10 protein-coding genes are annotated in these 12,507 nt (G+C 59.5%); 9 read left to right on the forward strand and 1 reads right to left on the reverse strand.

Annotation, left to right across the window (positions count from 1 at the left end):
- Positions 1–40: 40 nt before the first annotated feature.
- Positions 41–1,651 carry a phosphoenolpyruvate carboxykinase gene (locus AS026_RS28530; protein ID WP_062373712.1) on the reverse strand — a complete coding sequence of 537 codons (1,611 nt, stop codon included), beginning with the start codon at positions 1,649–1,651 and terminating at the stop codon, positions 41–43.
- 342 nt (positions 1,652–1,993) lie between these two features.
- Here AS026_RS28530 and AS026_RS28535 point away from each other — a divergent pair, with 342 nt between their 5' ends.
- From AS026_RS28535 to AS026_RS28575, 9 genes are all read left to right on the forward strand, one after another.
- The gene (locus tag AS026_RS28535) at positions 1,994–2,725 is read left to right on the forward strand and encodes a response regulator transcription factor (protein ID WP_192241849.1); all 732 of its coding nucleotides are present in this window, start codon (positions 1,994–1,996) and stop codon (positions 2,723–2,725) included.
- 78 nt (positions 2,726–2,803) lie between these two features.
- Positions 2,804–4,594: a sensor histidine kinase gene (locus AS026_RS28540; RefSeq protein ID WP_025657913.1), complete on the forward strand. Its 1,791-nt coding sequence runs from the start codon at positions 2,804–2,806 to the stop codon at positions 4,592–4,594.
- Positions 4,591–5,043, forward strand: a complete 453-nt coding sequence (locus AS026_RS28545; RefSeq protein ID WP_018859429.1) for an HPr kinase/phosphorylase — start codon at positions 4,591–4,593, stop codon at positions 5,041–5,043. The genes AS026_RS28540 and AS026_RS28545 overlap by 4 nt, the downstream gene beginning before the upstream one ends.
- Before the next feature lie 153 nt (positions 5,044–5,196).
- Positions 5,197–5,598, forward strand: coding sequence for a PTS sugar transporter subunit IIA (locus tag AS026_RS28550; RefSeq protein ID WP_007528763.1), 402 nt, complete (start codon positions 5,197–5,199; stop codon positions 5,596–5,598).
- A gap of 16 nt (positions 5,599–5,614) precedes the next feature.
- Complete coding sequence (locus tag AS026_RS28555) at positions 5,615–5,890, forward strand: HPr family phosphocarrier protein (protein ID WP_018859428.1); 276 nt, start codon at positions 5,615–5,617, stop codon at positions 5,888–5,890.
- A 169-nt stretch (positions 5,891–6,059) separates the two neighbouring features.
- Entirely contained in the window at positions 6,060–7,460 is a 1,401-nt protein-coding gene (gene ahcY, locus AS026_RS28560) for an adenosylhomocysteinase (protein WP_025657914.1), read from the forward strand.
- A 204-nt stretch (positions 7,461–7,664) separates the two neighbouring features.
- Positions 7,665–10,247: a PAS domain-containing sensor histidine kinase gene (locus AS026_RS28565; RefSeq protein WP_062373715.1), complete on the forward strand. Its 2,583-nt coding sequence runs from the start codon at positions 7,665–7,667 to the stop codon at positions 10,245–10,247.
- Positions 10,247–11,761, forward strand: a complete 1,515-nt coding sequence (gene tsaE / locus AS026_RS28570; protein WP_025657916.1) for a tRNA (adenosine(37)-N6)-threonylcarbamoyltransferase complex ATPase subunit type 1 TsaE — start codon at positions 10,247–10,249, stop codon at positions 11,759–11,761. The genes AS026_RS28565 and tsaE overlap by 1 nt, the downstream gene beginning before the upstream one ends.
- Positions 11,762–11,774: 13 nt before the next feature.
- Entirely contained in the window at positions 11,775–12,506 is a 732-nt protein-coding gene (locus tag AS026_RS28575; RefSeq protein WP_018859424.1) for a nucleotidyltransferase family protein, read from the forward strand.
- Position 12,507 lies beyond the last annotated feature (1 nt).

Raw genomic sequence — 12,507 nt, forward strand, 5'->3', positions numbered from 1 at the left:
GACCGCCGGGTTTCACGTGAATCATCAATGTTTTGGCGCATCATTCAGCGGCGGCGCGAAACCCCGGAGCCGCATCGCGCACCCCGCCATCCACGTGGCCTTCGAACTTCGCGAAGTTCTCGATGAACATCGTCACGAGCTTGCTAGCCTGCGCATCATAGGCGACCGGATCCTGCCACGTAGAACGTGGATCGAGGATGGCCGTGTCAACGCCCGGCACCACAACGGGAACAGCAAAGCCGAAGTTCGGGTCGACGCGGCTGTCTGCCTTGCCGAGCTCACCCGAGAGTGCTGCGGCCAGCAGCGTGCGGGTCGCCTTGATCGGCATCCGCTTGCCGGTGCCGTAAGCCCCGCCGGTCCAGCCCGTGTTGACGAGCCAGCATTCAACGCCGTGGCGACCGATCAGATCCTTCAGCAAATTGCCGTATTCCGACGGATGGCGTGGCATGAACGGCGCGCCGAAGCAAGTCGAGAACGTCGCCTCCGGCTCGGTCACGCCCCGTTCGGTACCGGCCACCTTGGCGGTGTACCCGGAAAGGAAGTGGTACATGGCCTGATCTGGCGTCAGCTTGGCGATCGGCGGCATGACGCCGAAGGCATCGGCCGTCAGCATGATGATTGTCTTCGGGTGACCGGCGAGGCCGGTCTTGGAGGCGTTCGGAATGAAATCCAGTGGGTAGGCGCAGCGTGTGTTCTCCGTCAGCGAGCCGTCGTTGAAGTCGGGTTCGCGTTCATCGTTCAGAACGACGTTTTCGAGAATCGTGCCGAAGCGCTGCGTCGTTGCGTAGATTTCGGGTTCCGCTTCCGCCGAGAGACGGATCGTCTTGGCGTAGCAGCCGCCTTCGAAGTTGAAGATGCCATCCTCACCCCACCCGTGTTCGTCGTCGCCAATCAGCGTGCGGGCAGGATCCGCCGAAAGCGTCGTCTTGCCGGTGCCCGAAAGGCCGAAGAAGACAGCGGAATCCCCAGCCGGACCGACATTGGCCGAGCAGTGCATTGGCATGACGCCCTTTGCCGGGAGCAGGTAATTCAGCACGGTAAAGACCGACTTCTTCATCTCGCCGGCATAGAAGGTGCCGGCGATCAGCACTTCGCCATTCGTCAGGTCGCAAGCGATGACCGTTTCGGTGCGGCAGCCGTAACGCGCTGGATCGGCCTTGAAGGTCGGCAGGTTGATGATCGTCAGCTTCGGGACGAAGGATTCGAGCGTCGGGCGCTCTGGGCGGATCAGCAGGTTACGAATGAACAGCGAATGCCAGGCCAGCTCCGTGACGACACGGGTCGGCAGCGCGTTGTTTTCGTCAGCACCTCCGATGAGGTCCTGAACGAACAGATCCTTGCCGGCGGCATGCGCGAGCATGTCCTGCTTCAACAGCGCGAAGTGCTCCGGCGACATCGGCTTGTTGTTGTCCCACCAGATCTCGCCATCGGTTTTGGCGTCACGTACGACGAACTTGTCCTTCGGCGAACGGCCGGTGTGCTGGCCCGTCAGGGCCCTCAAGGCGCCATGGGCGGTCAGCTCAGCCTCACCCCGGCGAATCGATTCTTCATAGAGGGAGGCGGCGGTAAAGTTATAGCGAGCGCTGTTTGCGCTCCCCAAACCGATCGTCGCCAACTCTATCGCCGGGTTGTGGACTCCGAACAGCTCCATGGTCTTTCCCTTCCCTTGAGGCTCGTGCCGTTAAGAACTGAGGCTGACCGTACGGGCTGGTTTTTTAAAACGCAAGAGCCGAAAATCAATAAAATGTAGTAATATCAAACTATTAATCGATTTAAATTTTTCCGCTTTATTTTAAATCGTTTGAATCAGAAGTCGCTCGTCAAATTGACAACACAGCTTTTGGTTGTCTTCAAAACTTTGCGACAATCCCACCCTTTATCTTTGCCACAATTTGTTCCACCTTTATCCCCATAAGCGCATCCGGTTCAGAAAGGCCGCCTGGGGGACCTTCAAAATTCCTGGAGACGCGCATAGATGACGGAGACGAATACCATGCCGACAATCGCGCTCGTTGATGACGACCGCAACATCCTCACCTCGGTGTCGATCGCACTTGAGGCTGAAGGATATAAGGTCGAGACTTATACGGACGGCGCTTCCGCCCTCGATGGTCTTCTCGCCCGCCCGCCGCAGCTTGCCATCTTCGACATCAAGATGCCGCGCATGGACGGCATGGAACTCCTGCGCCGCCTGCGACAGAAATCCGACATGCCGGTCATCTTCCTCACTTCCAAGGATGAGGAGATCGATGAGCTGTTCGGCCTGAAGATGGGCGCGGATGACTTTATTACCAAGCCATTCTCACAGCGCCTGCTGGTCGAGCGGGTGCGCGCTGTTCTGCGCCGTGCATCGAGCCGCGAGGCTGCCGCCGCAGCCGGCGGTGCCGCTCCAAAGCCGGGCACGGCACAACAGCTCGCTCGCTCACTCGAGCGCGGTCAGCTGGTCATGGACCAGGAACGCCACACCTGCACCTGGAAAGGCGAGCCGGTGACGCTAACGGTCACCGAATTCCTCATCCTGCATTCGTTGGCCCAGCGTCCGGGGGTCGTCAAAAGCCGTGACGCGCTGATGGACGCGGCTTATGACGAGCAGGTCTATGTCGACGATCGCACCATCGACAGCCACATCAAGCGGCTTCGCAAGAAATTCAAGATGGTCGATATCGACTTTGATATGATTGAAACGCTTTACGGAGTGGGATACCGCTTCCGCGAAGCAGCCTGACGCCCAAGCGGCGCGGCATCTGAGAATTGTCGAGAGTGGTGATCGCGAAAGCGACCCGCTCTCCGAAAGGGCCTATCGTTGGCGCAGTTGGTGCAGGAAAGGGATCTGGATGAGGCGGAAGGCGTAAGCAGCCGCCGCGTCAGGGGACGCCGTTGGTCGCATCCCTTCACGATCATCCGCCGCATCTTCGGCAACGCCGTCTTTTCGAGCCTGACGCGTCGCATCCTGTTCTTCAATCTCGCGGCGCTTGTCGTTCTCGTCGGTGGCATTCTCTATCTCAATCAGTTTCGCGAAGGGCTGATCGATGCCCGCGTCGAAAGCCTTCTGACGCAGGGCGAAATTATCGCCGGTGCCGTCTCGGCCTCGGCCTCAGTCGACACCAACTCGATCACCATCGACCCGGAAAAGCTGCTCGAACTGCAGGCCGGGCAGAGCATTACGCCAGTTCCCAACGACGAGGACCTCGAGTTCCCGATCGATCCGGAGAAGGTCGCGCCGGTCCTGCGCCGTCTGATTTCGCCGACCAGAACCCGGGCGCGTATTTTCGACGCTGACGCCAACCTGCTGCTCGATTCGCGCCACCTCTATTCACGCGGTCAGGTCCTGCGCTTTGATCTGCCGCCGGTCGATGACGAAGAACAGACCTGGGGCCAGTGGTTCACGACCATCTTCAACAAGGTCCTGCAGCCTGGAAATCTGCCTCTCTACAAGGAAGCCCCGGGCGGCGACGGCTCTATTTATCCGGAAGTGATGAACGCGCTGACCGGCGTGCGCGGCGCTGTGGTTCGCACCACCGAGAAGGGCGAGCTGATCGTGTCGGTCGCCGTTCCGATCCAGCGCTTCCGCGCCGTCCTTGGCGTGCTGCTATTGTCGACGCAGGCCGGAGATATCGACAACATCGTCCACGCCGAGCGCCTGGGCATCATGCGCGTGTTCGGGGTCGCGACCCTCGTCAACGTTCTCTTGTCTCTCGTCCTCTCGTCGACGATCGCCAATCCCTTGCGGCGTCTGTCGGCGGCCGCCATTCGTGTCCGCCGTGGCGCGAAGGAGCGCGAGGAAATCCCGGACTTTTCGGCACGTCAGGACGAGATCGGTAACCTTTCCATTGCTCTGCGCGAGATGACGACGGCTCTCTACGATCGCATCGACGCGATCGAAAGCTTTGCGGCCGACGTCAGCCACGAACTGAAGAACCCGCTGACGTCGCTTCGCAGCGCCGTCGAGACGCTACCGCTCGCCAAAACGGACGAGTCCAAAAAGCGGCTTCTCGATGTTATCCAGCACGATGTTCGCCGCCTCGACCGCCTGATCAGCGACATTTCCGACGCCTCCCGCCTCGATGCGGAACTGGCGCGGGTCGATGCAGGTTCGGTCGATCTGGAGATTTTGCTTCGCGACCTCATCGACGTGTCGCGGCAAATCCGCAATCGCAAAAAGGAAGTGCAGATCGAATTCGCGATCGAGCGCAAACCGGGCGTCAAGACGCGCTTCGTGGTAAACGGCCACGACTTGCGCATCGGGCAGGTCGTCACCAACCTCATCGAGAACGCCCGCTCCTTCGTTCCTGAACACGATGGCAAGATCACCGTGCGGCTGGTCAGAACCCGCTCGCGCTGCATTGTCTATATCGAAGACAACGGCCCTGGCATCCAGGCAGAAAATATCGATCGCATCTTCGAGCGCTTCTATACCGACCGACCGGAGTCGGAAGGCTTCGGGCAGAATTCGGGCCTCGGCCTATCGATCAGTCGCCAGATTGCCGAAGCGCATGGTGGTTCGCTGCGCGCGGAGAACATTATCGATCCCGAGAGCGAGAAGCTGCTTGGAGCACGCTTCATTCTCGCTCTTCCCGCCGATACCACCCTATGACGGGCGCGCCTTCAAACATCCACGCAACGGCCATCGTCGTCGGCACGACCGGCCTTCTCTTCATGGGTCCCTCCGGCTGGGGAAAGTCGATGCTGGCCTTCGCCTGCATCAATGAAGCACAGCGCATGGGCATCTATTCCGTGCTCGTCGCCGACGATCAGGTGCTCATCTCCAAAGGAGACGAAACCGTGATTGCGACCTGCCCCGCGTCGATCTGCGGTTTGATCGAACTCCGCGGCACCGGCATCGTCCGAGTACCTCATATTGCAAGCGCCGTGATGCATTACGCTGTGCTTCCCGCAAGCGCGTCGGGAGAGAAACGGTTGCCGCCGGAAGGAGAGCAGACAACTATTGCTGGCAGCATAAATCTGCCGGTCATTCGGTTGCTGGCGAATACTCCGTTGCCGCTGGCGATACTGATGGCAAAAGCGCCCGATATTGGCCAGTAATGCCGGCGAAATTGGCAAATCCTGCCCTAAAAGTCGTATTTTTGTCTTGCACTTCGGCTTTTCATCGCCAAGATGTGCCCCCACGGTGGACGCGATTGCTGCATTGCGATATTGGGGCCACCGTTTGCATACGCCACTAGGAGCAGTAATATCATGATCGGACTTGTGCTTGTCACTCATGGCAAGCTGGCTGAAGAGTTTCGTCATGCGGTCGAACATGTCGTCGGTCCTCAGAAATTCATCGAAACGGTCTGTATCGGTCCCGAAGACGACATGGATCAAAGGCGACAAGACATCCTGGAAGCAGTGTCACGCGCCGACGACGGCCACGGAGTCGTCATCCTCACCGACATGTTCGGGGGCACCCCCTCCAACCTGGCAATATCCGTCATGAGCAGTGGCCACACCGAAGTCATCGCTGGCATGAATCTGCCGATGCTGATCAAACTTGCCGGGGTACGCGGCGAGAACAATATGGAAAAGGCACTTGTCGAAGCGTCCGAAGCCGGACGGAAATACATCAACGTCGCCAGCCGCGTCCTCAGCGGCAAATAGTGAGCACATTGCGCCCATGACGGCACTCTCCCGAGAAATTCTGATCATCAACAAGCGCGGACTGCACGCACGCGCTTCGGCAAAGTTCGTACAGCTGGTCGAGAATTTCGATGCCGCGATCACCGTATCGAAAGACGGAATGACGGTCGGCGGGACATCGATCATGGGATTGATGATGCTGGCCGCGAGCCCCGGTTCCAGCGTCCTAGTCTCCGCCAGCGGCAATCAGGCCGCACAGGCGCTTGATGCTCTCGACGAACTGATCCAGAACCGGTTCGGCGAGGAAATTTGAGCTGCTTGCCGCTCATATAAACATATAAAGACTTCTTTATATCATTATTGCCTTCGTCATGGAAGCCTGCTAAACGGCCATCCTAGCCGCGCATGCCGCGTGGATGCTTTCTGGCGCACATACGCTTGCGCCTTCGAATTTTGATCCGCTTTTCAGCCTGGAGAACCCAATGAGCACTGAAAAAGATTATGTCGTCGCCGACATCGGCCTCGCGGACTTCGGCCGCAAGGAAATCACGATCGCAGAAACCGAGATGCCGGGCCTGATGGCCTGCCGCGCCGAATTCGGCGAAGCAAAGCCGCTGAAGGGCGCGCGCATCACCGGCTCGCTGCACATGACGATCCAGACGGCCGTTCTCATCGAGACGTTGGTCGCGCTCGGCGCCGAAGTCCGCTGGGCTTCGTGCAACATCTTCTCGACGCAGGATCATGCCGCAGCCGCAATCGCTGCTGCCGGCGTTCCGGTTTTCGCCATCAAGGGCGAGTCGCTGGAAGACTACTGGGTCTACACTGACAAGATCTTCCAGTGGGCCGATGGCGGCCTCTCCAACATGATCCTCGATGACGGCGGCGACGCCACCATGTACATCCTTCTCGGCGCCCGCGCCGAAGCCGGCGAGGACGTGCTCTCCAAGCCGCATTCCGAAGAAGAAGAAATCCTTTTCGCACAGATCAAGAAGCGTCTTGCCGCTTCGCCGGGCTGGTTCACCAAGCAGCGCGATGCGATCAAGGGCGTAACCGAAGAAACCACGACCGGCGTGAACCGTCTGTATCAGTTGAGCCAGAAGGGCCTCCTGCCCTTCCCGGCGATCAACGTCAACGACTCGGTCACCAAGTCGAAGTTCGACAACAAGTACGGCTGCAAGGAATCGCTAGTCGATGGCATCCGCCGCGGCACCGACGTGATGATGGCAGGCAAGGTCGCCGTCGTCTGCGGCTACGGCGACGTCGGCAAGGGCTCGGCTGCTTCGCTCCAGGGCGCTGGCGCCCGCGTCAAGGTCACGGAAGTGGATCCGATCTGCGCGCTGCAGGCTGCCATGGACGGTTTCGAAGTCGTCACTCTCGAAGACGTGGTGTCTTCAGCAGACATCTTCATCACCACGACCGGCAACAAGGACGTCATCCGCATCGACCACATGCGTCAGATGAAGGACATGGCAATCGTCGGCAACATCGGCCACTTCGACAACGAAATCGAAGTTGCGGCACTGCGTAACCTCAAGTGGACCAACATCAAGCCGCAGGTCGACCTCATCGAGTTCCCGAAGGGCAACCGCATCATCCTTCTGTCTGAAGGTCGCCTGCTCAACCTCGGCAACGCCACCGGCCATCCGTCCTTCGTCATGTCCGCGTCCTTCACCAACCAGACGCTGGCCCAGATCGAGCTTTTCACCAAGCCCGGCCAGTACCAGAACCAGGTCTACATCCTGCCGAAGCATCTCGATGAGAAAGTTGCACGCCTTCATCTCGACAAGCTTGGCGTGAAGCTGACGCAGCTTTCGGAAGAACAGGCCGCCTACATCGGCGTGAAGCCACAGGGCCCATTCAAGGCCGACCACTACCGATATTAATCACGAGATCAATATCCACAACATCTAGAGGGCGTCGCATTGACAAATGCGTCGCCCTTATTTTTTGGCACACATCTTCCCGCCGATTCCCTTCCGAAGTATTGTTTTAACACTCGATTCGTGGCCACGGACGTGTCCGTTTGCTTCGAAAATGGGATGTCTTGTCGTGATGGCGGCACATTAAGGGACGGAGACATACCGCGCATGTCGGAAATGATGCACAGCCTGGTCGAACAGGCAGAGGATGGCGTTCACGCTGACCCCTGCCCGCTCCGTTCGGGCGAACGGAAACCTGCCGGCACTTCAAGGGCCGTCGCCGAGAAGCCGGGACTATTGGCTCATGTGGCGCGGATTTTTGCGGCCGGCACTGCAATGACATCGATTGCGCAGCCGGTTCTCGCGCAGGTCGAAGCCGAGGCTGTCACATCCGCGCATCTTTTCACCTCGTCACAGGTTATCGGCCTTTCCGTCGTCATCGGCGTGATCTCCGCCGCGCTGCTTTCCACCCTTTGGGTCGTGCGGCAGCGTGGGAATATGGAAAGCGAAAGCCGGGAGATCCGCTCGGCGCTCTCCGATGCGCAGCAGCGCATCTCGCAATATCAGGCACTGATTGCAGACAAGAATCGCCGGATCGTGATCTGGGATGGCAACGAGCGCCCTGAGCTTATCGGTCAGCTGCCTCCCGAAACCGGCGCGCCGCAGGACAACGAATTCCTCGCCTTCGGCCTGTGGCTGAAGTCGCGCTCCGCATCTGAGCTCGAGCGCGCGATCGACCGTCTGCGCGGGGCAGCCCATAGCTTCGACATGGTCGTTGAAACTCACCGGGAGGAGATCCTGGAAGCGCAAGGCCGGGTTTCCGGAGGCCGCGCATTCGTCCGTTTTGTAGCGCTGAACAATCTTCGCGCCGAGCTTGCTGAGCTTAAGATCGAACGGGACAGACTGTTGTCCTCGATCTCGGCGTTTCAAAGCATGCTCGACGCAATCGATCTTCCGGCATGGCAGCGTGACACCGAAGGTCGGCTGACCTGGGTCAATCACGCTTACGGCGACGCGGTCGAGGCGCCCACGCCAGATCAGGCGGTCAACGAGGGCCGCGAGTTCCTGACCACCGTTGCCCGCGAGCGCATCCGTGCCACGGCGACGGCCGAGTCACCATTCCACGACAAGATCTCGACCGTGGTGCGCGGCAACCGCACCTTCTTCGACGTTGTCGATGTGAAGGTCCCAAGCGGCTCCGCCGGCATTGCCGTCGACGTTTCCGGCATCGAGACTGTTCGCGCCGAGCTTGAGCGGACCCTGAAAAGCCACGCCGAAACACTCGACCATCTCGCAACACCCGTTGCAATTTTCGACGGCGACCGACGGCTGCAGTTTTACAATCAGGCCTTCGTCTCGCTCTGGGAGCTTGATATCGCTTTCCTCGAGAGCCGGCCCGACAATGCGGAATTGCTGGAGCGCCTGCGCGCCGCGAAGAAGCTGCCGGACCAACTGAACTGGAAATCCTGGAAGGAAACCGCGCTCTCTGTCTATCGATCGATCGATACCCAATCGGATTTGTGGCACCTGCCGAACGGCCAGACGCTCCGCGTATTCGCGACAGCGCATCCGCAAGGCGGTGCCACCTGGGTATTCGAAAACCTCACCGAGCAGGTCGACCTCGAGACGCGCTACAACACGCTTCTCAAGGTGCAGGGCGAGACGATTGACCACCTTTCGGAAGGCGTTGCCGTCTTTGGACCTGATGGGCGCATGCGCCTTTCAAATCCCGCCTTCCGTGCGCTCTGGGGAATCACGGAAGCGGAGGCCAAGCCCGGCACGCATATCCGTGCCCTTGGCGAGGCGTGCTCTCAATCATATGACCGTCCGGACGGATGGAAGACCTTCGCTGAGCTGATCACCAGCTTCGACGACGAGCGCCGCTCCAGCCAGGGAACGCTCGAGCTGTTCTCGGGTCTCGTGCTCGACTATGCTGTCATCCCGCTGCCGAATGCGCAGACGATGCTGACCTTCGTCAACATGACCGACAGCGTCCGTGCTGAGCGCGCCCTGACGGAAAAGAACGAAGCACTGCGCAAGGCAGACGAGCTTAAGAACGACTTCGTCCAGCATGTCTCGTATGAGCTGCGCTCGCCGCTGACCAACATTATTGGCTTTACCGACCTGCTGCGCACGCCGGGACTCGGACCGCTGAACGACCGGCAGGCTGAATATATCGATCACATCTCGACCTCTTCTTCGGTGCTGCTGACGCTGGTCAACGACATCCTCGATCTTGCCACGGTCGACGCCGGAATCATGCGGCTGAGCTACTCGTCGATTGATCTTGGCGATCTGCTCGACGACGTATCGATGCAGATTGCCGACAGGCTGCAGGAAAGCGGCGTGACGCTGGAGATTACCGCTCCGGCGCATCTTGGCTCGATCGTCGCCGACCCGCAAAGACTGAAGCAGATCCTCGTCAAGCTGCTCTCCAACGCAGCCAATTTCTCTCCGGAAGGCTCGTCAATCTCGCTCGAATGCCGGCGTGAAGGGATGGATTTCCTCTTCTCCGTCAGCGATCGCGGTCCTGGTATCTCGCAGGATATGATCGCCAATGTGTTTGATCGATTCGCGACCGGCGCTAAGAGCGGCAAGAGGGGCGGCGCGGGACTTGGGCTGTCGATCGTCGACAGCTTTGTCAGCCTTCACCATGGGACGGTCACCATTGACAGCCAGCCGGGCAAGGGCACGATCGTGACCTGCCGGATTCCTTCGGTCGATCTTCCGACGTCCGTCGCAGCCGAATGATGTCGGGCACTCCTGTCATTTCTCTCTTCCTGAAGGATGAGGCGGAAACAATCCGCTTTGGAGAGGACCTGGCGTTGGCGCTGAAACGCGGCGACTGCCTTGCCCTTTCGGGCGACCTCGGGGCCGGGAAATCGTCGCTCGCGCGCGCATTCCTGCGTGCGATGGCGGATGATGACGAACTCGACGTGCCAAGCCCCACCTTCACCCTGGTGCAAGCCTACGACCTGCGCGTACCGGTCGCACATTTCGACCTGTACCGTCTCGGCGATCCGGCCGAACTCACCGAACTCGGCTTCGACGAAGCACTCCAGGACGGCATCTGCCTCGTCGAGTGGCCTGAGATGGCAAGCGACGAGCTGCCGGCAGACCGCATTGCGCTCAAGCTGGAGCACGAGGGCCTGGGTCGAAAGGTGACCATTGCGGCCCCAGAAAAACAGGCTGCCCGGATCCGACGCGTCCTGGCCATACGTGATTTCATCGATGCAGCGGGATACACCAATGCGAAGCGTCGTTTTCTGACAGGCGATGCCTCGCTTCGAGCCTACGAGGCAGTCTATGCCGGTGATGGGAAGCGACGCGTGCTGATGGATTGGCCACCGTTGCCGGAAGGGCCGCCGGTCCTGGATGGCAAGCCATATCCGAAGGTCGCGCATATCGCCGAGAATGCCTATCCTTTCGTTGCCATTGCCAATGTGCTCCGACAGGAGGGTTTTGCTGCACCGGAGATCTACCAGGTCGACTACGACCAAGGCATCCTGCTTCTGGAGGACCTTGGCACCGACGGCGTCCTGGATTTGCAAGGTCAGCCCATCGCCGACCGCTACCGGGCGAGCGTTGCCTGCCTGGCGCATCTGCACTCGCTGACGATCCCGCAGGACATTCGCGTCACCGACAGCCACGTCCACCACATCCCCGACTTCGATCGGACGGCGATGAAGATGGAGGTACGTCTCGTTCTCGATTGGCATTTGCCCTGGAAGCGTGGCCGTACCGCCGCCAGTGGCGCCGAGCGCGATGAATACCTCGCGATCTGGGACAGGCTGATCGACGAACTTGAAGCCTCCGAAAAAAGCCTTCTCCTCCGCGATTTCCACTCGCCGAACATTATCTGGCGCGACAACGAGCGTGGGATAGCGCGCGTCGGACTGATTGATTTCCAGGACGCGATGATCGGCCCCACAGCCTACGATCTCGCTTCAATCGTGCAGGATGCGCGCGTCACGGTCCCGCCCGATCTGTTCCGGCAATTGATGGACGACTATCTATCTCTGCGCAGAACAAAGGGTGGCTTCGATGAGGCTCGTTTCCTGAAGAGTTGGGCAATCATGTCTGCACAACGCAATTGCAAGCTTGCCGGCCTCTGGGTTCGCTTGATGCAACGAGACGGAAAACCTGGCTATATGAGGCATATGCCGCGCACCCTGTCCTATCTTTCCGTTGCGCTGGAACATGAAACGCTTGCCCCCTTGCGCGACTGGTGCGTAAGGGCTGGAATAGTACCAAGCGAATCATAATTTCTCGGATCAGATGAGCATCAAGCAAGCCATGGTTCTCGCTGCAGGTCTTGGAACCCGCATGCGGCCGATCACCGACACCATCCCGAAGCCGCTCGTGAAGATCGACGGCAAGGCGATGATCGATTACGCGCTCGATTCGCTTGCGGAAGCCGGTGTCGAAAGGGTCGTGGTCAATATTCATCACCACGCCGATCAGATGCTGGCGCACCTGGCTTCATACAAAGACCTCGAGATCATCATCTCCGACGAACGCGAGAAGCTGTTGAACAACGGCGGCGGCCTTGCGAAGGGCTTGAAGCTGCTTAATCCCGGCAAGGTTTTTGTCACGAATGCCGACCTCTTCTGGATCGGAGAACGCCGCGGCGTTCCCAGCAACCTGACACGCTTAGCCGGATTCTTCCGACCGGAAGAGATGGACATGGCTATGCTTTGCGTGAAACTGGAAGACACGACCGGGCACAACGGAAAGAACGACTTCAACATGGCGCGGGATGGCCGGTTGACCCGTTTCTTCGACTCGGGTCCCTGCCCAATTGTCTATGCCGGCGCCATTGCAATGGACACGTCGTTTCTCGATGACGCGCCAGCCGATCCATTCAACCTCAATCTCTATTTTGACAAGGCGATCGCTCGCGGCCGGCTCTACGGTACCGTACTCGAAGGACACTGGCTTACTGTCGGCACGCCGGAAGCGATTGGTGAAGCGGAGGAAACGATCCGGCGATACCGGACGTTTGCATGAC

It is taken from the genome of Rhizobium altiplani (assembly GCF_001542405.1).
Lineage (GTDB): Bacteria > Pseudomonadota > Alphaproteobacteria > Rhizobiales > Rhizobiaceae > Rhizobium > Rhizobium altiplani.

Excerpts from the sequence above, each read along its gene's own strand:
- AS026_RS28555 (WP_018859428.1), top strand. The coding sequence starts at position 5,615 with ATGACGGCACTCTCCCGAGAAATTCTGATCATCAACAAGCGCGGACTG.
- AS026_RS28550 (WP_007528763.1), top strand. The coding sequence starts at position 5,197 with ATGATCGGACTTGTGCTTGTCACTCATGGCAAGCTGGCTGAAGAGTTT.
- AS026_RS28545 (WP_018859429.1), top strand. The coding sequence starts at position 4,591 with ATGACGGGCGCGCCTTCAAACATCCACGCAACGGCCATCGTCGTCGGC.
- ahcY (WP_025657914.1), top strand. The coding sequence starts at position 6,060 with ATGAGCACTGAAAAAGATTATGTCGTCGCCGACATCGGCCTCGCGGAC.
- AS026_RS28575 (WP_018859424.1), top strand. The coding sequence starts at position 11,775 with ATGAGCATCAAGCAAGCCATGGTTCTCGCTGCAGGTCTTGGAACCCGC.
- AS026_RS28530 (WP_062373712.1), bottom strand. The coding sequence starts at position 1,651 with ATGGAGCTGTTCGGAGTCCACAACCCGGCGATAGAGTTGGCGACGATC.
- tsaE (WP_025657916.1), top strand. The coding sequence starts at position 10,247 with ATGTCGGGCACTCCTGTCATTTCTCTCTTCCTGAAGGATGAGGCGGAA.
- AS026_RS28535 (WP_192241849.1), top strand. The coding sequence starts at position 1,994 with ATGCCGACAATCGCGCTCGTTGATGACGACCGCAACATCCTCACCTCG.
- AS026_RS28565 (WP_062373715.1), top strand. The coding sequence starts at position 7,665 with ATGTCGGAAATGATGCACAGCCTGGTCGAACAGGCAGAGGATGGCGTT.